The sequence below is a fragment of the Rivularia sp. PCC 7116 genome, assembly GCF_000316665.1.
Classification (GTDB): Bacteria; Cyanobacteriota; Cyanobacteriia; order Cyanobacteriales; family Nostocaceae; genus Rivularia.
The window spans coordinates 6,240,197-6,264,970 of sequence record NC_019678.1 but is presented as its reverse complement, the minus strand read 5'-3'; the positions used below and the strand labels follow the sequence as shown (position 1 = coordinate 6,264,970).

The window sequence follows — 24,774 nt, the reverse complement described above, 5'->3', positions numbered from 1 at the left end:
TTGAACATTACATTTGTCAAGAGATTTCTTAGCTGTTGTAATAATTTGCATTTATTCAGTCAAAGTTATCTACTTAACAGATTGATTTCAGCTTCCTATTCAATCAACATTAATCTTAAGAAGTCTAACTATTTTCTTTACCAACTTTAAATTTTATTGCCCCTTCTGGTTTAGAAGCTGATTCTGTCACAGCCTGTATAATCAGTCTATAATTCCTACCTAAAGTTAAATCCCCGAATGAGTAGTTTATTTTTATTTCACCTTCAGCAGATTTAGAAAACTCTGCTTCAGTAAATTTTTTGTCAAATATCACCTTGTTTGTGTCTGCTATATCTTTTATGATGACAAAATAACTTTTTACTTCTGGAACAGCTTTCCAAGATATTGTTGATGTAAGTTTATTGACGGTACTACCATCTTTGGGAGTAATCATCTCAATCTCCTCGGGGTTACGAGCATCGCAATTATACGGACCACCAGCACCCTCACAAATAGGTTCGTCATCACCTTGAGCAACAATTATTTGACCAACAGGTTCTTTAACAGCAGCTGTAACCGATAAAAATGAACTTGAATACTTATAGTCACTAAACTCCCAACTCACATTAGCGAATACTAAAGTTAAGACAAACGAAATTGATGCAAATAACAGTGAAATATTGATTTTACGTCGCATTTTTAATCTCCTGCATCCTGTAAGCGTTGTTGTGCCATCGTTTTCCAAAGTTTTATCTCTATAGTTCTTCCTAGTTTAATATCTCGGCATTTTTTCCATTTTACTAGTGCTTGTTGTTTTTTATCCTCTGCTTCCAAAACTTGCGCTAACAAACAATAAGAATCGGCTCGTTTTTCATATAATCTAATTGCTTCTTCTAAAGCTACTTTTGCTTGTTTATAGTCAGTTTGAATATAATAAGCCCAACCAAGATTTTTATATAAAGCTGCTTGGACTCTAGGGTTATCAGTTTTCTTTAATCCTTCGGAAATACGTTTAATAGCTTCAGATATTCTCATATCCAAAATTAGCAGTCTGCCTAAATTGCTTGCCGCATTAGTCGCTATAGGGCTATCAGATTCCATTACGATTTGGTATTGTTTCTCTGCATTCTTTAAATCCCCAGTATCTTCATAAAGTTCTCCTAGATTGTAACGGGTTATATAATTATTCGGGTCGAGATTTAGAGATTTTTCAAAGTTATTGATTGCACAACTATATTTCTTTTGTCGTTGACAAATAAATCCTAAATTATTGTAAATCCTTGAATCTTTGGGATTGTAATATAAAGCTTTTTGATAATAGCCCCATGCTTCATCTTCTCCTGCTTTTAACGCTTTTATTCCCTTATCTAAATATCGCTGACTGATTAAGGGATATGCAATTCTATAAGAAAAAATTCCAAGTAATATTATTGTAAGTGTAGCTAAAAGCCTACGTCTAAATTGACGGGAATTTGCTAATAATATTAAGTTTTGGATAAATAGATTTTTTGCATTTAAATACTGTAGCATTGCTCTTGTATCTTGCATTCTATCTGCCGGATACAAAGCCATTAGTCTATCAATGAAATCTGCTAATGATTTAGATATTTGTGGTGCTTTATCTTTCCAATATATTCTACTATCTTTGAAGCTGCTGGAAAATTCACTGGGAGGTTGACCAGTCATTAAATGTAAAAAAGTTCGACCTAAAGCATAAAAATCCGACTGAGGTACTGCTTGTCCGTTTATTTGTTCTGGTGGAGTGTACCCTCCAGAAAAAACAGAGGTGACGTTATCGATTAAAATTTTTGGTAAGTAAGTATTTGTAATACCTCTCACAGAACCAAAATCAATCAATGCTAATTTACCATCAGGTTTAAGCATTATATTTGATGGTTTAATATCTCTATGAAAAAACTTTTGATTATGCAGAAAATCTAAAATTTCAATTATTTCTCTTAACCATTTTAAAGCTACTTTTTCGGAAATTTTTCCATTCTTAGTTAACCAATGTTCTAAATTTTCTCCTTCAACTTTCTCCATCACTAAGCAATGCAGTTTTTGATTACCCAAACTGTTTACTGAAACAGTAAAGTATCCGTCCCACTCGACTTTCGGAATCCCCGGATGATTTAGTAATCGCAGAGTAAACGCTTCCCGCTCAAACATATCAATTAATTGCGGGTTGTTTTCTTTTAGTATTTTCATCACTTTTCGGGTTCCGCTATCATCTACTTCAAAAATTTCTGTAGAAGTTCTAGCATCTAAGGAGCGTAAAGGTTTTAGTAATCTATAACGCTCGTTAATAAGTAGTGGGGTACCGCAACATTGACAAAATTGACTATTTTGAACATTTTCACGTTTTTCACATTTAAAATTAATACAGTAATTCACTTCATGTTTTTTATATCTAAATAATATTTTTTAGGCTTATTAAATAAGGTTTATCAATCAAAATAATCAATGAATTTATAATTAAAAATGACAAATATATGATTCTAAAGATTCACCTACGAATAATATTCCATAGCATACTTTTTTACCATCGGTTGTAATGTATAAAGCACTTCATTTTTATCTTTTTTTTCAATTAGCGAACGTGCTTGTAAAGACTGTATTGCTTCTTGTAATTCTGAGGTGGTATATTTATTGTCGATATTTTGACGTAAATCCATAAATGAAACAGGTTTTTCTGTATTTTCTATTATTTTTATCACCTCAGTTTCTAATTTTGATAAACGTTGAAATAGCTCAGTTAATATTGTTTTCCAATTTCTCTGAATAGTTAATGTACCTTCATTCATAAATTTGCAAACATCTTTATTAAAAATATCTTTAATTATTCCAGATACTAAATTTAGCAATAATGGATTACCTCTATAATATTCTATTAAATTGTTAAAATTATTTTCTCCTGCCAAACCTTTTTCGTTTAATATTTTTTTTGCATCCTTTGTTTCTAAACCATTTATTTTTAATGAATGTACGGCTCGTGTTGAGCTTTCGAGTATATCAATATCTCCAGGTTTTTCACGACTACTTATTAGCAAACAACTTTTATGTTGCTCTCTGCCAATTCTTTGTATTAGTATTTCGTATGTTTCATATCCTTGTTTTATACGTCTATAAATATCCTGCTCGCGTATAATTTCTTCTGTGTTATCGAGTACTATAAGACACCGGTGTTTGCGTAAATGCTCAATTAGCTCGGATATACCTTCGTCTGTTTGTTTCTGAGCTTGTGTTATTTCTGAACCTATAAATCTGAGTAAATCTTCTAAAACCTCTGAAAACTGGTTCCGATTACTTAGCGATCGCCAAATCACATAATCAAAATCACGTTTAATCTGCTCGACTAATTTTCCCACTAAATAACTCTTACCTATCCCAGGTAATCCGTACAAACATATAAGTGGAGCTTTTTCTTTTGCTACCAACTCTTCTAACTGCTTCAACTCTTCGTCACGACCGTAAAAAACTGACACATCCGGTTTTTCCCATAAATCTTCGGATGGGGAATTATTTTTTGTCTCGGAAATATTCGATGGGGAATCATCAACGGTAGATTCTTGATGGTTTTGTTCTTGATACCGGGATATCAGCATTTGTAGCAAGCTTCTCAACTTGACTGGACCAGAACCTTTTACCTGAAATTTCTGATAAACCTTACTTAAACGCTGACGTACAGCATCAGGTTTTACCTCAAGCTTCTTAGCAATCTCGCTAGTAGAGTCACCATCAATCGCTAAGGTCAAAGCTTCCATCTCAATTTCAGAAATGTCATGCTTTTTGGCTTCCGCTTTTAAAAACTCAGGGTCAATCACATTAGTGTCTCATTTTATCTCACTTATATCCTAACTATTTTTTTGGCTCATTTAAGTTATTCAAGCTTGATATTCAAGGTAATATCTTTCATCACTATATTAAAGAGAACTAATGTAAAGATTTGTAACGAATATAGTAAGTTACTTGACAGCTATTTCAAATTTTGGGATTCTAACTTATGTGAGCAGCATAAGTTATTAAAGAGTAGTTTCAACAAAGTAATTATCTCACATAACTTTGCAGTTGCTAAATTTGTCTAACTTTGAAAAAGGAATTTGACTATGATTAGTGAAAAGCAAGACTCTTTCTTAACCGAAATTACAGATGAAGAAGGAGCGATGGTATCTGGTGGTTTTAATTTGAATCCTTTGAGTTTGCTACCAGATGTTTCTGTCTATATAGATCCGGATGGTAATCCCGATACTGACTCAAATTATTACATTGGAAATTTCAACGACAAACCAACACAGTTTCCGGGAGTAAAATGGGAGATTCGACTTGGGGAAGATACATGGGCTAAAGGATATGGAAAAACACCAGGATACTTGAAAAGTTGGCTAAAAGACCAAGGAGTAAATGTCTAAAGCTGTTTTTCTGATGCTGGATTACGGAATAATTAAGTAGCTCGTAATTCCCAGAATCATTTACAGCTAGACGTTTTAATGAAGTCTATTAAGTGATGGAGAGTATCTGAAACAGCGCTGCAGATACTCTTTTGTTTTTCAAACAAGATAGGGTGATTATGAAATATCCATGTGTTCGTCAACATAGCCAGGAAGATTGTGGTGCAGCCTGTTTAGCTACTATACTTCTATACTATGGTTTTGGAGTAAGCTTAAATCGCGTTCGGGAAATAGTAGGTACGGGTTCGAGAGGAACTACTCTGTTGGGATTACGTAGGGGTGCAGAAGTACTAGGATTCAATACTCGTCAAGCTAAAGCTGATTTGAAACTACTGGATAGACTAGATAAAGTTTCTCTTCCAATTATCATCCATTGGAAAGGTAATCACTGGGTGGCTTTATATGGAAAAAAATTCAAAAAATACGTAATTGCAGACCCCGGTGTTGGTATTCGCTATCTGACTCGCAAAGAATTACTTAAGGGTTGGGCTAATGGCTTATTGCTACAGTTAACTCCAGATAAAAGCAGATTTTATCAGCAGCAATCAGATAAGAAAAAGGGTTTTGGACAATATCTGCAACGGGTTTTACCCTACCGTGGTATTCTGACTCAAGCAATTGCAATGAATATTGCCATTGGATTGCTTTCTCTGACATCTCCGTTGATGATGCAAGTACTTACCGACGATGTATTAGTGGGGGGAGATACTCAATGGCTAAGCACTGTAGCCATTGCGGTGATAATCATGAAATTGGTTCAAAGTACTATTAGCTTAGTACAATCTCACCTCATAGGTCATTTCGGTCAGAGATTGCAATTAGACTTAATTTTTGACTACGGTCGAAAGCTGTTAAGTCTACCTCTATCGTACTTTGAAGCAAGGCGCAGCGGGGAAGTTGTCAGCCGGATAAAGGATGTTAATTCAATTAATAGCTTAGTTTCAGAGATTGTTTTAGGATTGCCCAGTCAATTTTTTATTGCGATAGTGTCTCTGAGCTTTATGCTGTTTTATAGTTGGACGCTGACTTTAGCTTCTGTTATAGGATTTCTTCTTATAACAGCTATTAATTTCCTTTTTTTACCTGCAATACGTCAAAGAACTCGCAATAAGATTGTTTCTAGTACCGAAAATCAAGGTTTTCTTGTAGAAACATTTCGCGGCGTACAAGTATTGAAAACTACACAAGCTACTCCCCAAGCTTGGCAAGAGTATCAAAGAAATTATAATCGTCTGGCTAATTTAGGTTGGAAGACTATGACATTAAGTTTGTACAGTAATACGATTACAGATATTTTTTCAACTGTAAATAGTATTAGTTTACTTTGGTTTGGAAGTTACTTGGTTATTAACGGTACTTTAACGATTGGTCAATTACTCGCATTTCAGGGTATGAGTAGCAATTTTCTAGGTTTTTTAAATTCGGGAGTTAGTTTGATTGATAAGTTTGTTAATGCTCAGATAGTTATCCAGCGATTAACAGAAGTGATTGAAGCAACCCCTGAAGATGAAAGTGATTTCAAGAAACCAAATGTAAAAATTCCATGCGATACAGATATAGTTTGTAGTCATCTAAATTTTTATCACCCTGGAAGACTTAATCTATTGAAAGATTTTTCTGTAACTATTCCCGGTGGTAAAGTAACTGCATTAATTGGTAAATCCGGCTGCGGTAAAAGCACCGTTGCTAAACTAATTACTAGTTTAGATAAGGTTAAATCTGGCAATATCAGTTATGGCTTGTACAATCAGCAAGATTTATCTTTAGAATGCTTGCGACAACAGGTAATATTAGTTCCTCAAGAAACCCATTTTTGGAGTCGTTCCATTATTGAAAATTTCTGTTTTAGCTATCCCGATATTAGTTTTGAAAATATTGTTCAAGCTTGTCAAATTGCTGGTGCTGATGAATTTATTAACAGACTACCAGACAAATATCAAACTGTTTTAGGTGAATTCGGTGCAAATCTTTCTGGTGGTCAAAGACAAAGATTAGCAATCGCTAGAGCAATAGTTACCGACCCACCTATACTTATTTTAGATGAATCTACGGGCGCTCTTGACCCAGTAAGCGAAGCGCAAGTTCTAGATAGAATTTTAGATTATCGTCAAGGTAAAACCACAATTATAATTAGTCATCGTCCCAAAGTTATTGAACGTGCTGATTGGATTGTCATGCTCGAACAAGGAAATTTAAGAATTAAAGGAAAAGTAGAGGAACTACGTAAAATTAAGGGAGAACATTCAGATTTTCTCTTTTAATTAATATTCAATAAAAAAGCTCATCTTATCAAATATTCCTGCTAATTCCAATTTACTTACTCTCGTTATCTCTTCATAATTTACCTATGGTTAGCAATTCTCAACACAAATTTATTCCAACTCTACAAACAGATGAATCTTTGCCATCAATAAGTCCTTGGACTACTTATGGTGGACTATTTATACTCTTTGTTTTAGGTGCAACTGTTCCTATATCTGCTGTGATTCAGTATCCAGTTATTATTAAAGGACAAGGTGTTATCCGTCCTGATGGTGGGCTAGCAATTGTACAAGCCCTTACGGAAGGAAAATTAAATGAGATTTACGTCAAAGAAAATCAAGTCGTTAAGAAAGGAGATGAAATTGCCACTATTGATGATTCCCATCTGAGAATTAAAAAAAGTCAACTGGAAAGTAATATTAAGCAAACTAAATTACAACTTGCTTCTATCAAAAACAAAATTGATAGACACAAGGCAAGTATTAAAGCAGAAAGTAAACGTCTTAAATCTCAAATTGACTCAGCCGAAGCTAATTTTCGCGGTAGCAGTCGTGCTTACGAAGATAAGAAAAAGACTGCTGCATCGGAACTAAAAGAAGCAGATAGTAACATTAAAATAGCTGAAAAAGAATTGCTTACAGGTAAAGCACAGTTAAAATCGGCAAGAGCAACTTTAAATGCCACAATTGCTTCTAGGGGTACAGCAAAATCAACGTGGAACCGATACAAAAGTGTTGCAAAAGAAGGAGCGCTTTCTAAAGATCAAATTGAAGAAGCACGGTTAACTGCTAAACAGCAAGAACAAGCAGTAATAGCCCAAGAAGAAACAGTTGAGGCACAAAAACAAAAAGTTGAGCAGCTAAAACAATCAATTGAGATTGCGAAAGCTAGACAAAATAGTGCCCAAATAGCCCTTAACCCAAGTAATGCAGAGCTAACAATTGCAAAGGAGCGCATTTCTCAGGAGAAAGCTGAGGGAGAAGCAAATAAAGCCGCTTTAAATAAAGAACGTCAAGTACTTCTCAAAGAAAAAAGTGAAATTGAAGAAAAATTAGCCAGTAAGAACAGTGAACTCGAACAAATAGAAAATGAACTAGACAAAACTATCATTACTGCAACTGCTGACGGTGAAATTTTAAAGCTTAATTTGAGAAACCCCGCTCAAACTCTGAGGGGTGGCGAAGAAGTTGCACAAATTGTTCCGAAATCCGCTCCTAAGATTGTCAAAGTAATGATTCGATCTGAAGATATAAATAAAGTTAAAATTGATCAAGAAGTACAAATGCGGGTGGATGGTTGTAAGTACACAGACTATGGAGTTCTTAAGAGTAAAGTTCAAGATATTTCTTCAGATGTTAATCCTTCCCAAAATAATGATAATCAAACATCTCCAAATGAAATTGGTAGTACTCAAATGAATGCTAATTTTGAAAACGGTTATGAGATAGTAATCAAGCCAGAAAAACTTACTTTAGGTAATACTAAAAAGTGTCAAGTTAAGTCAGGGATGAAAGGCAGAGTCGATATTATTACTCATAGAGAAAGCGTACTAAAATTTATTCTCAGAAAAGCAAGATTAATTACAGATTTGTGATTGAAAAAATGGCGTTGCGGAATCGTAACATGAAATGATTATTTCACATTGTGGGAGACGTAACATTGTTACGTCTCTACACAGGCTTCATATTTTAAACAAAATCTATATAAATACAATTCGTAGTTTAATATGGCTAACGTCACGCTCCGCTAACAGCAAGGCAAAAAAAATTGTCATAGAAAAACTTTAAGATTAACTTCAAGTAACCGCAGTTTTCGTACTTCCACCATGCTGAGTAACTCTAGGACGACAGCGAATTTTTACTGCTCCTTTTGTAAAGCTTTCATCGTTGGCTTTATTTGACCAAATATAAGCTTCTCCGGAGTCAAGGTTGCTCATTTTTTCTGGGGTTAAAGAGTTAAGTGCTGTGTTCGCTTTTTGAATATGCTTTAACCAAGCTGGTGAATTGAATCGATGCATGATGATTTGTGAGGAAAGCTCAATTAGAGAAGTAGGAACTGATGGAGGGTCTTGCGATGCGAGCATTATACTAGTACCTTTATGTCGCATTTCTCTAACTACTTCTGTTAGTCCTACTACTAGGTCTGAGCTTTCCATGTATTTGTGAGCTTCGTCAAAAACAACAAGTTTATTGAATTTTTCTCCGTTATAAGTTGCTTCTGAAAAAATTTGTAAAAGTACCACAAATAACCCCAAAGCTTCATCTTTTTCGATAAATTCGTCTCGTAAATCAATGATTACTAATCTACCTGGACGAACAATATCACTTAGCCTACGGCTATCATCTATATATTCTGCGGCAAATTCTAATCTTGTTCTAGCTAAATCCTTTAATTGTTCTGACAAGGAAGATTTTTCTAATCCTTGAATAAGTTTTTCTAGGGTTAATTGATTGCGTAATTTTTTAATAATTTGATTTATTTGACGCAAATACATACTTTGACTACCTACAGCACCCATTAAAAATTTCCAATGAGTTGCGTTTAATTCTGATGCTGCAAAGGTAAGAGGTAATACTTCGATATTTTGATATTCTAGCTTTCTTTCTTCAACTTTAGATGCAGGAACTAAGATAACAATATCTTTTAATTGTGTTGGTTTTGCTCCAAAATTCTTTTGTAATATATCAATTTGGTTAGATTCCGAGTTAGGAGCAACCATTGAAGTAAATTCGGGTTTGTAGTCTTGGGTTGGACTGTAATGAAATATTACTGTTGCCAAAGGACTTGGTAAAGTATTGATATTAGGAATTTGCATACAAGCCATTTCTACCACTGTTCCTAATGTATAACTTTTACCCGCTCCTTGAACGCCGAAAAGACTAATTGTATGGGTTTGATTTAGGTCTAGCGCTATTTTTCTACCGGACATTTCGCCCAGAATACCGTATTGAGGAGTTGGAAATTTAACGCCTAATATTGTGTCATAAGTTAATGGTATTTCGGGTTGATTTTCAATTTCTATTTTCGATGCTGAAGTTAAAACATTTTCTTCTATCTCATTGGCAATAATTTCGTTGCATTGAGTATCGCTCAATTCTTCTTTTTCTTGCTGTATTTCTTCTTCTAAGGCTTTATTGTTATCTGTTTGTTCTGGAATTATAGTAGTATTATTTTCTGTTTCCTCTATTTTCTTATCCGAATTAAAATTATCAGTTATAGAACGTTCTCTTGGTTCAACAATAAATGCTGCTGAGGTAAGTCGAGGAATTGAATTTTCAACTTCTTTGATTTCTTTAATTTCTTCCTCTGTTATTTCTTCTGGTTCTATGGTGCTAATATTTGTTATGGGTTTAGCGTATTCTACTAAGGTTTTAATTAAATCTATACCAATACGGTGAAATTCTATTCCTTGTTCATTGTCTGGTGCTTCTGTTCCTGGCTTTTCAAAATCAAAAATTAGCCCGCTACGAGTAAATTCGAGTGTATAGCCTTCTTCTAAAGTTGTAATGCAAATTCGTGCTTCTTCTGCTGCTTCTTTTTCTATTGCTCCATATCGCAGAGCGCGATCTAAGTAAAATTCTAGTAGTGTTGCCAATTCTCTAATTTTTAATAGTTTGTCCGGTCTTTCTTTTGGTTCAAAATGTAAACTTAAAACTTTTTGAGATTCATCTATTTGTTCGGTAATCTTTTCTTTTAAACTATTAAAAGCACTAGTATTTCCTACTTTGGAATAGCATTTTACTTCAACTAAATTACAAACAATTGTTCGAGTTGCGGTATTTAAGTCAAAAAGTGCTAAGTCAGTTCGCTGAAGGCTGATTGAATTTCCCAGAGCATCTGCTTGCTGTTTTGCAGATTTAAATAATTCCAAGTGAGCGTCGAGGGGAAGTATAATTTGATTTGATAGCGCTCCTTGGTATTTAAGAAACAAACGAGCTAAAGCCAGTCCTAATGCTTCTGCTTGTTCGTTGGTTGATGAAATCAGTTTTAAAGCCAGTCTTCCAGATAGCGATCGCAATTGTTCGAGAATAACTTCCGCTCGCTTGGGTTCGGCTTTTAATTGGTAGCGTTCTAAGATTTGCAATAAAAATGATTCCAGTTCGGATAGGGAACGGGAAGTTATCATTAAACGATGCCCGAAACTGGAAGTCGCATTGGGAATGTAGTCAACTAAGTATGGAGGACGTTTGCTTTGACTACCCCGGTCAAAAAATTCAATCCCGATATTGCGGTCAATGGTAAATACCCAATCACAAATATTATGAATGCGGTGCAATAATTCCCGTTGTTGGGCATTTAGCCCTAACGTTACTATAGGGCGCTTTTCAAAAGCTGGTAAGCCTGTAGCGATGGTAGCTGTGGCACCAGAAATTAACTGAGGTAATTCTGCTAATAAGTTTATTGAGTCTTCAATCTCATCAACAGGAAGTGCTTTTCCGTGACGGGGTTGTCTTCTCCAAAACGTTCCATTTTCATCATCTTGAAATTCGATGCTAAAGTCTTGGATTAAACCGTGTAGGGGAGCGATATCTTTTTGGTGAAAGGGAACTCCAACAGCGATTTCTCTAGCTGGGAATAAATCTATTAATATGCTGATGTGGGCTTGGTATGAGTTTTCTGAGGTGCGGAAATCATCAATTGAGTGAACTGCTACATTTAATTTAGGGAATAAGTAATTTCCACTAGATGTAGAAAAAGCATCAACAACTTCTGAAGTAATGCTGGAAACGGGTACGAGAAGTTGTTCTATGGCTTCACCAACCCCCGGTGCTTCTGGGTCGGGAACAAATAGCCGAATATTGTAGCGTAGGTCTTTAAATGCTTCCCGTTTTTGCAATAAAATTAGAGCTTCTGCCAGTACGGTAGCGCGACCTGGATTAAAGGCATTGATACTAAGGGTACGAATATAAGAGTTTTGCGCTAAATATCTTTCAATGCGGGAAGCTAATAGTTGCGCGTTGACGTTAGCACCAATTGTTGGTTCTGGTAATCCTAGTGCGGTGCAGACTTCCCCTAGCAATCCTCTGGTATTTTCTGCTGTTGATGGTGCATAAAGAGACCAGAAGGGATTAATATTATCAACTGTGATGAAGACTTTTCCGTCAATTAGGGGTAAAGTTGCAGGTATATTTAACGGTACTAGCCCTTGCAAAATACTATCCCGAACGGGACTTATATATTCTAAGAATCCTTCTTGGGTAGTATTAACCCAATGTTGACCAATTTGACTCCAGGTAGATAGCCATAATGCACGTAGGGGATGGGTTGGTCCGACTAATATTGCTTCTACGGTTTGTCCGCGAAAATCTTTAACTGATAGACGGACTGTATCTAACGATAATAAATTTTTTAAGTCCTTTAATGCTTGAGGATCTTCATTTTTATCAGTTTTTCCCCGTAGTTCAATTAACAGTTCTCGGTATGCGGCGGCGTATTGGTAGCAAATTTCTTTTAAGCTGGTAAAATCAACCGCTTGAGATATGAGGTTTTTATTTCCCGAACGGATAGCGTTAAAGTAGCTTGCACGGGCTGATAAAAAAGTTGATGCTATTTGTGAGTTGGGAAAATCAATAATGTCTTCGATGGGAGATTCAACTTGTCCCATATTTATCTGTAATTTCCAAATCGCAGGTTTTTTAGGAGAAGCTAAGATTTGCTGTTCTAAATCCTTTAAGCATTGCGATACCAGAATGCGGAATTTACCATCTCGTTTAAATTTGACTTCTAGGGATTCTTGAGATGTAGTGCGGGTTTTAGTGCTTCTGTCAGCCCAAACTACATCTTTGAGTGTTATGTCTTTTGGGTCGCGTTCTTGAGAAATCGCTGTAAACTGTAGTTTAAGTTTGGCGTGTTGTAGACTATTTTCTTGCGGAATTGCTCTTTGCGGTGGTTCTTCATCATTAATTTCGCCGCTATCGGGAAGAACGTAAAACAGTTCGCTGTCGTGGGTGTTTGTTTGGGTAGTCGTTGTAGATTTATTATCTGCTTCTAGCGGTATTGGGTCATTATTAGCCGTCCACGGTAAAACCCTTACATAATGCCAACCTTCTTCAAAATCGAATTTATCTAATTTATCTAGGTTGACGCTTTTAACAGGATTTTTGGTTTTCCGAGCTTTAACTTTTTTCGCAACTCCGACCGCTCCCCCATCCTGAGTGTAAATCTGGACAGTAAAATATTCTAATCCCTGTACTTGTTTGGGAAGGGGGTTTACTTCAAATTCTATCTTGAATTTTCGTAGGTTTTTGGGATCTAATATTTGCTGACCAACTAAACTTTGACGACGTTCGTCTTTTTCGTCTTCTTGAATAACTGGAAGCTCTGTATTTATAACTTCTATAAATATTTTATCTTTATTGTAATCTTCTTTAAACTTCCATTTATCAAAAGATATATGCCAATTATTATTTTCTAATACTATCTCCTTAGTCCATCTACGGGGTTCTTCAACTCCTCTTTCTAATAAAAACTTAATTAATTGATTTTGAACTGATTTATCGTCTAATTCTAAATCAAAAACTCTGCCTAGAATTGATTTATCTAAATTCAAGGTAAGTTTTTGCATTGATTCTAAATTTTTGCGAATTCTTAATTTACTATTTTCTGGTTCTGCAAATAATTTAAAATCTGGAACTAAACCTAGTTCGTATAAAGCTCCTCCAAGGGTATCACCAGAAATTTCATTTTCTATTGCGGTTAATAAAAACCTGGCTTGTGCTAAAGTATTTGCCCAGCGCCATTTTTCTTGAGTCAAATCACTAAAAATATCTTTAACGTAACCTTGAAGGGATATAGGAACTCTTTGAATTAAACTTTGAATTAGTTCTTGGTAAACATTAGTAACCGAAATTTCTTCAAATGAAGCGACATTAAACGAATCTTCCGCATTAGTTTGGAGGTTGGAAGGGAGAAATACTAATAATGGCGATCGCAACGAACCATCTTGTAAAGGGTTACGCAGTTCGACTAATTTGGTGGATGATATATATAAATCCGGTTCTTCGTTAACTTGATCGTTAGATTCCAAAATAAAAATCTGTGCTTCTGGTAATTCCCTACGCAAACTACGAGTTAGCACTATCATTAATTCTAAGTCGAGGTCTGCAACGCGCATACAATGACCATCATTCCGCGAACAAATAATTTCTTGAAGTTGCGGTAATAAAATCTCTTCTAAAGCTTGAGTTAATTGCTTTTGTTGCAGTTCTTGAATACCCTGACTCATTTGTTACCTTCTAAGGTTATGCAGTAATAGTGTAGCGAGGTGTTACGGTTTGGGTGATATAAGCATCCGATAAATCTTGGAAAAAACCGATTTCTCGCAACCGAGTTTTAAATGCTGTAACATTTTTTCGCAATGCTTGCTGGTCTAGAATACTGGCTTCCCCAAACCCGTCAGCAGGTAAACGGTCAATGTATATACCGTAGCGTTCTCGCAGAAATCTCAAAAGTTCATCAACTCGAATTTCGCGAGTTGCAAAGCTATTTCCTTTGGGTTCTAACACCGCAATTTGCAATAACACTTCCAGCAACCTGCTACCAAAAGCGAACCATCGAGAACTACCTTTAGCGCGAGGTTGACGCAGTAAACCGGAATCAGTGTTTTTGATTAACAAAGAATCTAAACATTTTACAATCATTTCTTTATGTTGCTTCCCATTCAGAGTCACTAAAATTTCGATGTAAGTATCAAAATCTCCCAGCCCCATTTTCAAAATACGTTCTACTTCCGGAGGTGTGGAGCTTTCTTTTGCTTGCTTATATCTTTCTGTCAGAGGTATTAGCCTTGTTTTAGCAAAAGTATCTTTATCCTTAGAACGTAATAGTTGTAAAACTTCACCAATACTAAATTCATCATTAGCAGGAGATAGTTTACCTGTGTCTTTCAAATAACTCGCAAATTCATCTAATTTTTTAGTGATAAAATGAGCTTCAATATAACTGGGTATGCGACGGTAATGGGTATCGGCACTTTGACGGGCTAATTCTGTCATGTGAGAATTGTTTGGATCTCCCATATCAATTAATAGTCCGATACGATGGGGACAATTCCCATGTGCTAAGATTTCCCTTGGTTTGACCGGACATTTTTGACAAACTGGGTCACTTCCACGTTTCTTGACCAATCTTGGTAATAGTTTCATTAACCGCAGATGGTAAAGCGCTAAATGAAAGGAAAATAAGGTTTTAATATAGTCTACAAGAACTGACCTTGGCATATAAACCTCGTAGGTTAATAAACGTAAGATATCGTCTGCGAGCAAGTCTGCTTGACCGATACAAAGCGGAGAATATCTTTGAGGTTCCTTATTTTGTTGCTTATCTTTAACTTGAACCTTATTATCAAAGTGTAAAATTGCCTGAGTTTCTACATCAATTTTTTCTGATGTTTGAAAGCGGTCGGTTTGCGGGTCAAATCCAGTAAAAATAAATTCTTTAAGTGCATCTCTTGCTGCTTGACCTAAGCCTTTACGAGCATAATAAAGCATCCAATAGATTTGTTGTGAAGAGTTATAATCTCTGGCATACTTTGTATTGCGGTATTTATAAGTATTTCCGTGTAAAGGTCGAGGTGAAACAACTGTTTGGTTCGATTTTCCCCGATTTATTAAGTCTAGCAAATCAGTTTCTAACCATTTAGAAACAATGTTTTCATTTTCGGAAAAGCCAATAAATTTATCTTTATTTTCTTCACTAATAAATTCGTCTACAAAAGTTTTTATTTTTAATAATCCTGGCGATCTTTGTATTCTTCCTTCATAGCCATCAAATTTCAGTCGAGGAAATAAATTGAGTAAAGTACGGTCGCTCTCAATATGTTTGTAATCGAGATAGCTGATTTTTGCTAATACAAAGGCTTTGTCTTTTTTATCAAGTCCCATTTGATTTTAAATTTTAGATTTTGGATTTTAGATTAATTACTTACTAAGTAGTTAAACATAATTAATTACACATTGTCATTGCGAGTGGAACGAAGTGAAAAGAAGCAATCGCAAGGACTGGGATTGCTTCGCTTCGCTCGCAATGACGGTAAATATTTTTGTTCACTTACTTATATAACTGAGATTTACATCATTTTTTATTACCAATTACCAACTACCAATTACCCATTACCCATTACCCATTACCCATTAGCAATACTCGTTAATGACAAAATTCCTTCTTCATCTCGTTTAATCCGATGGAATTCTCGTCCGCTTTCGGTGAGTAAAACTTCTTGATAAGAAGCTGAAGCCAAGATATTTTTAAACACGGTTAAATTTCGGTAGAGTCCTTGTTGTTCTTCAATGCTGGGACGATAGCCGCAATCAAGTCTTTTCAACATCTCATACACATCCAGGTTAATACTTAGTTCTGCATGATGACCAATTGAAGAATTATACTGGAGAATCAAAGTTTGGGAAAGAAATTCGATAAAGCGCGTAATTTCCTGTGGTTGTGGAAGTGACAAGTCAAAATTATTGCGATCAAATATACGATAACTGCGGATAGTACCACCGTTAACTCGACGCACAAGTAAAGCAAGGCTATCGTCAAGCAGCGAGGGATTTCTCAAACCTTCACCTCTGTTAATCGCACTCAGCAAGGTTTTTACTTCCGGCTTTAGGTCTTTCTCTTCTTTGACTAACTCTAAGAAACCTTCGGCATGATGGTAGGGTAACATTTGTCGCCATCCTTCATCCCGACGTTCAAAATATTGCTTTCTCCGCAGCATGGAAACATATTTTTTGTAAGCTTTTTGACTGCTGATATCCAATCTTGCGGGGTTTGTGGAGGTTATATCACTGTATTCTTTTTGTAATAAATCGTCATCATAGCCACCGCGATCGCCAATGTTAAATCTTCCCATTTCGCGGCTGTTGGGTTGCAAAAAGGCAAAGCTACGGTCGAGACTGGGGTTACTGGTTTCTCCAATATCAATTTCTCGCAGCAGAGAAATTAATCTGTCTTTTGAACCTTGTACTCCTCCCATCCAGGAATTAAAATAAAATCCGTCGATAATTTGCTGTCTGGCTTCGAGATTACTGTTGCGATACAAATTATGAACTTCATCACAATCTTTTGTACCCGCTAACATAAACGCTAAAGCGGAACGCAAGTCCCGTAATGTTATATGCAAGCGTCCCCGCAGGTGGGTAAGAGTATAAAGAAATTTAAGTCTTTGTATAACTTTGGAACCCGCTGTTTTATCCATGAAGGTGCGGGCATTATGATAAATATAACAGCGGTCTTTGAGGTCGCAATTGTCGCAAGCTTGCCAAAATTTGGGTTTTGTCATGCGACGAATTAATCTATCAAAAATAGAGTTATTGTCTTTACTTAAATTTTCTTTACTCAAATCCGCTACTACCGAACGGAGATTCAGGTTAATTAAAACAACTCCATCTTCGGGTTTTGAACCTTTTAAACCTCGTTTAACTATTTCGGTTAGTTCGGAAAACTGGTTTTTGGGGTCGGATAAAAAGTCAACTAAACGACCTTCGTTTATAGCAATGATGCGTATTTCTTTGTTTTCTTCCCATTTTTGAGCATCATTACCTTGAAAGAAAGCGAAAAATTTTAAAAGTACATCATGATTAACTTTATCTGCTTCGTCTTGGCTACCGTCATAATTGGTAATGAATGTTCGTCCCTTTAATTGAAACTGGGAACCGTTGATACCCCGATTTATTTGAGCTTTTTCTGCTTCTGCTTGTTTTTCTAACTTTTGAATAAAAGCGGTTTTCCCGTCACCAGCATTACCGGAGATGATAACTAAGCGAAATTCACCTTGCAATACTGCGGGTTTTAATTCGGTATCGAGTAAAGTATCAACGTAGGTTAATTCACCAATTGCATCCAAACCCCTGGTTCCTGCGTTGGTTTGCTGGCTTTGGCTGTAAAGTGTAAGTAGGTGAGATACGAAGGGATTGAAATTTGGTTTTTCAGTGGAGATTAAGGAAGCTGGTAAAGTTTCAGTTGTCACCGGGATTGGTTGAGATTCTCTCAGATGCTGAATTTTGTCCAAAGACTCACCAAACTCTTGTGCAGAATTAAATCTATCACTTCTACAAGGTGCGATCGCCTTATTTAAAAAATTGACCAATTCAGGATTCAAATCCTTACAATGACTCAAGTTTCGCGGGTCTTGTGGTTGTTTATTTTTCCGCAATCTGGGGTCTTGTTCTTCAAAGGGATATTTACCTCCAGTAATGCATTCGTAGAAAGTAATCCCCAAAGCGTAAAGGTCGCGGTCAATTTTTTCGTTTTCGTCAATCTCGTATAAATCTCTGGTAAAATCAAAATCGGGAGGGATATATCTGCGAGTTCCCCCAGCCATCGCTGCTTCATCGCGTTCGGAAACTGCAACGTTAAAGTCGATAATGCGGACACCTTTATCTGTCAGTAGCAGATTAGAAGGTTTGATATCTTGGTGATAAACACCGTTTGCGTGTAAATGAGCTAAACCTGCAACGGTTTGACGAGCAATTTTTACAGCATCTTCCAAAGAAAGCGCTGTTGTTTGTGATGGTGTTTCCAATAGTTTTTCTACATCTTCACCATTTATATAGTCAAATAAAATAAAAGGTGTTTCATCTGCGAATTGACTCGCAAATACAACTTTTACAATATGGGGATGCTCCGGAATATCCAGCAGAGTTTTGTATTCCTGCTTGAGACGTTGGTAAATTGATTGACGGTCATGTACGATGATTTTCATTACCAAGTCCCGGTCAGACATCGAATCAAAGACTTTATAAGCTACCCCAAACCCACCTTGACCGAGCTTTTTTTGAATAATATATTGATTTGCAAGATTATAATCTGCTGGTAAATTCTTCCAATCTATTTCAGTTAAAGCTTGGGGTGTTTCCTCAACTTCAGTTAACTGTTCCGGTTTGGGATTAATAATATTATCCAGTTCCGTCAGCGCTACAGCTGCACTAATAAAACGGTCTTCCGGGTCGCACTTGCATAGCTCTTGCAACCATTCATCTATCCCCGGAGGTAATTCCGGTTTATAAATAGATGGTTTTTCCGGGAAAATAGCATCGCAATCAAAAACCTCGGAAATATCTTTAAAAGCAGTTTTCCCGGTAAGTAATTCGTAGAATACCAACCCAGCCGAAAACAAATCTGAAGCAATACTAGCTTCCGTAGGTTCGCGATAACATTCGGGAGCTTGATAATTGTAATCCAATACCTCTACAATATCTTGAGCGATAGTGCTTTCGCGGTTTTTCGTCACCCTTGCATAGTCAAAAGAAGTTAACCGAGCTTGACCTTGAGCATCCACCAAAATCGCATCCGGAGTTAAACTACGGTGAATGACCTCGTATTTATGAGCATGGTCGAGAGCGGATAAAGTATCCCGGATAATCGCGATTTTTTGGTCAAAAGTCAGGGCTTGGTCAGATTTTTTGATATGTTGAGTTAAAGGTTGTCCCGTGATATCTTCAGTTACCAGAATAAATTTATCGGCAGCTTCAGTAGAGAAAAATTCCTTAACTCTGAGAATATTAGAATGTCCCGGCATATGTGCGACGGAACGATAAGCATTACCGATAAGATTATGCTGTTTTTTTCGATTAGTTTCGTCTTGTAGTGGATCAGCTTCATAAATTCGCAATCTAGCTATTCCTCCGCGTTTACCCAGAGAAATATGTTTAGCGCGGTATTCTTTATATTTATTAGGTACTTCTCCTAATTCTTCTTCAATTTCCCAGTCACGGTAGCGAAGAGGAGTAGAAATAGCGCGAGTTTTACCCGTAATTGTTTGTTCAATTAAAGTATGAAACGAACGAATATCTTGTAAACGGTGTCCGGGAATATGACTTTTATTTTTAAAGTAGGTGAGACATTCTTGATTTAAATAAGTGATATCATCCCCATCAGGATTACCGTGAGCTTCTACACGAGCATTGGGTGCTGTCATCAGAACCACGGGATGAATATGAACTTTGTTAAGGTTTTTCGTAGTACGGTTATTGTCGCTAATTAAGCTTACGAGTACCTTAGCGTGTTGACGAAGTTTTGCAAGGGGAGAGAAAATAGATGCGCGTCCTTCAGGATACCAGTGGGAACCGTGGATATCAATTAATCCGCGAATACCTTTAACATCGACAACAAAAACGCTGTGGGGTGCGATAATTGCCAAGTCAATTTCAAATCTTTCCCTATTTTGAGGGATTTCAAAATTGTGGATAATTGTGTAGCTATCGGGTAAATTATCTCGTAGGTATTTTATTGCTGAGCGTTCGGAGTCGTTGACGGGTTGACCGACGGGGATTATTTTAGCCATTAGACTCCTCCTTTACTAATAGCGTTTTCTACTAATTTTCTTGCTTGCTGTTCCTTTTCAATCGCTTCACTTCTTGCTTGTGCAATTCTATGACCGATAACACCTATTTTGCTAATTTGTTCATCTGAAAGCAGAGGAATAACAGTTTCTTTAATCATACGTACATCAAGATGTGGTATTGAAGAACCAAAGGCTCTTGCTTTAAGTTGTCGTCTTCCATATTCAGATGACAAAGCAATGAAGAGATACCCTGCAATAGTTTGAGATTTAACCTTTATCCTTATAGCATCTTCTGTTACAGTTCCTCCCAAAACAGAACCATGAGGAAACACAGCATGACCAATAATACCAGCAAGTTGACCAGAACGAGGAATTAAAAGAGTTTTTTCGTCTACTATATACTGCTCAATCCCAGTCATTTTCTTTGGTATATAGTATGTAGGTGCGGGTTCAAGCCACATAAGAGCGGAAGTTCCAAAAAATGGGATACCATATTCTGTATTATCAAGTGGGATGCGTTTGAATCTTGTTGGTTCAAAAACATCATCAGCCATTAATCCTACAGTTGTCCTCATTGACTCTGGAAGATTTAAAAGTGGTTCTAGTGCAGATTTATGATAGTTACTATGAAATAAACCATCGAAACGAGCCGTTAATAACTTAGATGAAGCGGTTGAAACATCTGGCTCAGTTTTTTCAAAATTTCGTGGTAGGTGTGGTAAATCTAATATATCTTCAAGTTGCTCAATAGTTGAAGTTAATTGAATATTTGCCTCAGTTCTAATTCTCGCAGCTTCATCAATCAACTCATGCACTTTCCTCTCAACATCTTCCCCTAACCTTGGTACGGGTAAATCGGCTATATGACGAGGTTCAATATGCTGAATAATCGCACCATAAGTCCCCGAAACAACGATAGGAAGACCAAAGCGACTGCTGAGGTAAGCGTATAAATAACCAGGTAAAATTTTATCGGGGTCAGGAACAACACGCATAAAATGTTGTGAACCTGCCATTCCTTTCATATCAGAACGGGAATAAACCATTCTACCTATAGTTCCAGAACAAGTTATTAATGTCCATCCTTCATCAATTAATAATTCTGGACATGATGTTACTTTCTTTTTCGATAAAAGAGGTAAATTTGATAAATCTGCTGCTAATATATCTGTACTTCCAAGAAAAGGAACACCGTAGTCTGGGTTATTAACATAATTACGTGAAAACCTCGGACCATTAAAAATCCCTTTCATTCCTTCCTTAGTTAATTCCTGCAAAGGTTCTTTTTTAACAGGTAACTTATTTAAAATAACCTTAGCTTCAAAAGCACCAGAAAGATAAGGATTACAATCCAAACGTCGCTCGTTATTTTCAATCCAATGGGAAGTTACAGGAATATCTAATTTAGAAATTTTCATCGTACCCCCGCAGCAAACAGGGAACCCAAATCGATACCTCCTTGCCAATTTTGCAAACGTGGATGCTGTTTTCCTTGTATAGCTTTTGCACCATTCTCCTTGCTTCCTTGCATCACAATAATTGATTCTAGCGCTGTATGGGCTAAAACTACCGGAGAATGAGTAGATACAAAAACTTGAGAATTATACACGGAACTTAAAGATTGCAAAACCACTTCTATTGCTCTAGGATGAATACCGTTTTCCGGTTCTTCTAAAAAAATTAAGTCAGCAACTCTAGGTAAATAAGGCAGAATAGTCAAAGCTAAAATATGTAGAGTCCCATAAGACAATCCCGAAGATGTAACTACATGGTTTCCCAAATAAGTTAACTTCAGATAAGCGTGATAATCTTCTTCTCTTTGAATCGCTTCTATCTTGACAATATTAGGTAAAGCCATTTTGATATGTTCTACCCAAGCCTCAAATAAATTGGGTTCTTGCTGTTGCAAATTCATTACCAACCAAGGTAAATTAGCAGCATCGGCGCGTAAATTTTTTGGCTGACCTGGAGGACAAGCTTTTCGCAACATTTCCCAACTAGGTTCATAGCGCATTACCCCTTTTTTTAATAAATCTACAAACCAATTAGTTGCAGGAAAATTAATTAAATCCCTGACCACGTTTGCTAAAGCTAATTCTTGGGGTTCTAAGTTTAATCTTGTTTTATTTATAGTGCTACGAAATTCTGGTTTTAAAATAACTGGAGTTCCATTTGTTCTATCAATAATTTTTTGCCAGTCAGAAGAATATTTTTCTCCTATTAACGAATTTTGTTCCGGTTCAGAAACTTGTTCGGGCAGAATATAAAGAAATTCATCGGTTACATGAAGCTCAATTTTATTAAATATTTGAAACCGGATTTCATAACGCAAACTATGGGGATGTAGCTTGCTATCTTGCTGTATTTCTGTTGAACCATTTTGAAGTAAATTACTAATAATTTCTTGAGGTAAATTAGCTTCTATTGCAAAACCAAAATAATCTCCTTTACTATAATGAACCAACTCCTGTAAACTTTGCGCTCTCGGACTTCCACCAATAGCAGGAGATTCTAAAAAAGCAGGTATTAAACCCCGTGATAAAATTTCCCCCAGCAATAAAGGAATATCAAGCAGTGTACTTTTCCCCGTGCCATTTGCACCAGCTAAAACATGATAATCACCAACTTTAATATCAAGTTGGTCAAAACAGCGATATTTAAAAGCTTGTATTCGAGAAATCATATTCCTGGAGTTTGGTATTCTTGACGAAACTCGCGATATTTTTCGGCAATTATCGGTAAGTCATCATCAACTATTTTCTCTTGTCTTTTCAAAGGTCTTTCGATAACCTTTTCCCCAATCCTAATTCGCTCAATTTTCTCTTGCAAAACTACAATCTCTTCCCCGTCGGGAGTCCGTTTATACAGCCTGTTTCCCCTCCGGTCAAATCCGACCTTCTCTGCAACAGCCATAAATACCGGATATTCCTTCTTTTCTCCCAAATCTTCCGCTCTAACTTCCTCCTTGGTTTTCTTCTTCAAAAACAGCAAACTGGTTAAAATATTAACATTAGCTTCGACAATAAATGCTTCAACCGGAATATCCACACTCGCCAAAACCCAACAGTAACGCAAAATCCACCAGCGAATATATTCCGTTCCCGGATTACCCAAAATCCCATCCGGTAACACAATCGCCATTCTTCCCCCAGGTTTCAACCAATTTATACAGCGCTCCACAAATAATACTTCCGGTGCAACTTTACTTTGTCTTTTAGGGGTGCGACGAAAACCATTATCCTCTGTCCTTTCCCAAACCGAAGCTAATTCATATTGTTTGAGAATATTTTCATCATTAATCGGAATATCCGACCCAAACGGCGGATTTGTCAACAAAACATCAATTGATTCCAAAGGAATATCCCGTGTCGCAGGTTCCAAATCTTTCAAATGACCCAAGGGAAATTCCAGAGAATTAACGTGATAAAGATGACCCCGACCATCCCCAGCCATCACCATATTCATCTGACAGGCTTTAATCAAAAACGGGTCAAAATCCGCACCAAATACCTGTTTTTCCGCAAAATCCCGCAATCTTTCATTTACCGACACAAATTCTTCCGTCGTCTCAAACCCTACCGGCACATCTGCTTCTTCCCGAAATTTCTTCAATAAATGCGCCAGCACCGCAACCAAAAATCCCCCAGTTCCACAAGCAGGGTCTAAAATACGCTCATTTTCCTTGGGGTCTAACATTTCTACCGCCAACTTAATCAAACCCCGTGGTGTAAAATACTGCCCTCTATCACCGCGTAAATTCGTACCGACAATTTCTTGGTAAGCTCCCCCCTTAGCATCCACATCGGTACGGCTAAATTCATACTTAGCTAATTCCGACACCATAAAAGCCAAAGCCCGGTCGGAAAGGCTAATCTCCTCATTACCCCCAAACAGATTGCTGTAATTCTCCTTAACATCCTCAAACAAAGGTAAAATCCGCTTGCGAATTTCCTTGCGTCCCTCAGTATCAAACTGTTCCTTGGGACCAGCCCAAAATCGTCTTTGACCCCGAGGTGATTTCTGCTCGTCGTGCATTTTACAGAAAATCAGGTATAAAAACTGCCAGAAAGCCGCATCCTTGGGCATCCCTTCATTACCGTGGATAAAATTATGACAGCGACGGAAAGCCACCCGCAGCATTTCTGGGTCAGCTTTACGAGTCCGAGCAGTCGAAACTACCTGGGGTGTCTCCAAAGATTCATCAGCGGGTGGCCAATCTCCAATCGGTTCAAATCTGACCTCAAACCGCTTTACCTGTTTCTCTAAATAAAAGAACTCTAAACCGTTCGTCCACAAACCATACTTACAGGAGTCAATATGCTCCATAATGGTTTCCAGTTCATCTAAATCCTTCTCGGCTTGGTTGTAGTCGCGGATTCTTACTGCATTTCTCCCTACCTTCGGTTCCTGACGACAAACCACCACACGACTCAAATTTTCAACAGAATGCTCCTCATCGTGGTGAAAAATCGCAATATCCAGCTTTTTCCGCTTCCCACTTATAGAAACTGGAAAATCCGCAGCCATATCTTCCACCGAAATCCCATACTCGTGAAACAGCGCTCGTGCTATTCGCTGACGAACTTGTTCCTTAGCTGTCTCCTTAAGACTCTTCTCCCCACTAATAAAATCAAGGATATAGCCATCAGCAATAGTCGCACTTTTCTTGTTATCTTCCATATCGGGGATAGACAGCTGTTTCGCTTTCATAGGACAAATGTAAAAAATATATCATTCCTGCAAAACCCTTCCCGAACTTCGGAAAGGGATAACTTAACAGGATTGGATTTATAAATAATTCGG

At 36.9% G+C, this 24,774-nt stretch carries 12 protein-coding genes; 3 read left to right on the top strand and 9 right to left on the bottom strand.

Going from position 1 to position 24,774, the window contains the following annotated elements:
* Positions 1-124: 124 nt before the first annotated feature.
* The 3 genes from RIV7116_RS24235 to RIV7116_RS24225 all read right to left on the bottom strand — a co-directional run bounded on the left by RIV7116_RS24235 (position 125) and on the right by RIV7116_RS24225 (position 3,803).
* Positions 125-676, bottom strand: coding sequence for a hypothetical protein (locus RIV7116_RS24235; RefSeq protein WP_015120967.1), 552 nt, complete (start codon positions 674-676; stop codon positions 125-127).
* A gap of 2 nt (positions 677-678) precedes the next feature.
* Positions 679-2,373, bottom strand: a complete 1,695-nt coding sequence (locus RIV7116_RS24230) for a serine/threonine-protein kinase (protein WP_015120966.1) — start codon at positions 2,371-2,373, stop codon at positions 679-681.
* Between the two features lie 116 nt (positions 2,374-2,489).
* Entirely contained in the window at positions 2,490-3,803 is a 1,314-nt protein-coding gene (locus RIV7116_RS24225) for an NB-ARC domain-containing protein (RefSeq protein WP_015120965.1), read from the bottom strand.
* A gap of 282 nt (positions 3,804-4,085) precedes the next feature.
* Between RIV7116_RS24225 and RIV7116_RS24220 the strand changes: the two genes are divergently transcribed.
* The 3 genes from RIV7116_RS24220 (at position 4,086) to RIV7116_RS24210 (ending at position 8,283) form a co-directional block, all read left to right on the top strand.
* The gene (locus RIV7116_RS24220; protein ID WP_015120964.1) at positions 4,086-4,388 is read left to right on the top strand and encodes a hypothetical protein; all 303 of its coding nucleotides are present in this window, start codon (positions 4,086-4,088) and stop codon (positions 4,386-4,388) included.
* Between the two features lie 158 nt (positions 4,389-4,546).
* Entirely contained in the window at positions 4,547-6,688 is a 2,142-nt protein-coding gene (locus tag RIV7116_RS24215; RefSeq protein ID WP_015120963.1) for a peptidase domain-containing ABC transporter, read from the top strand.
* A gap of 86 nt (positions 6,689-6,774) precedes the next feature.
* Positions 6,775-8,283: an HlyD family efflux transporter periplasmic adaptor subunit gene (locus tag RIV7116_RS24210; protein WP_015120962.1), complete on the top strand. Its 1,509-nt coding sequence runs from the start codon at positions 6,775-6,777 to the stop codon at positions 8,281-8,283.
* 201 nt (positions 8,284-8,484) lie between these two features.
* On the opposite strand, the gene RIV7116_RS24205 is transcribed toward RIV7116_RS24210, so the two are convergent.
* From RIV7116_RS24205 to RIV7116_RS24180, 6 genes are all read right to left on the bottom strand, one after another.
* On the bottom strand, positions 8,485-13,914 hold the full coding sequence (locus RIV7116_RS24205; RefSeq protein ID WP_015120961.1) for an ATP-binding protein: 5,430 nt from the start codon (positions 13,912-13,914) through the stop codon (positions 8,485-8,487).
* Between the two features lie 16 nt (positions 13,915-13,930).
* Positions 13,931-15,571 (bottom strand): hypothetical protein, encoded by a 1,641-nt coding sequence (locus RIV7116_RS24200; protein ID WP_015120960.1) that lies wholly within the window; start codon positions 15,569-15,571, stop codon positions 13,931-13,933.
* A 242-nt stretch (positions 15,572-15,813) separates the two neighbouring features.
* The gene (locus RIV7116_RS24195) at positions 15,814-19,971 is read right to left on the bottom strand and encodes a protein kinase (protein WP_015120959.1); all 4,158 of its coding nucleotides are present in this window, start codon (positions 19,969-19,971) and stop codon (positions 15,814-15,816) included.
* Positions 19,971-21,389, bottom strand: a complete 1,419-nt coding sequence (locus tag RIV7116_RS24190; protein ID WP_015120958.1) for a restriction endonuclease subunit S — start codon at positions 21,387-21,389, stop codon at positions 19,971-19,973. The genes RIV7116_RS24195 and RIV7116_RS24190 overlap by 1 nt, the downstream gene beginning before the upstream one ends.
* Positions 21,386-22,654 carry an AAA family ATPase gene (locus RIV7116_RS24185; RefSeq protein WP_015120957.1) on the bottom strand — a complete coding sequence of 423 codons (1,269 nt, stop codon included), beginning with the start codon at positions 22,652-22,654 and terminating at the stop codon, positions 21,386-21,388. Before RIV7116_RS24185 ends, RIV7116_RS24190 begins: the two co-directional genes overlap by 4 nt.
* A complete protein-coding gene (locus RIV7116_RS24180; protein ID WP_015120956.1) occupies positions 22,651-24,681 on the bottom strand; it encodes an N-6 DNA methylase in 2,031 nt (676 codons plus the stop codon). The genes RIV7116_RS24185 and RIV7116_RS24180 overlap by 4 nt, the downstream gene beginning before the upstream one ends.
* Positions 24,682-24,774 lie beyond the last annotated feature (93 nt).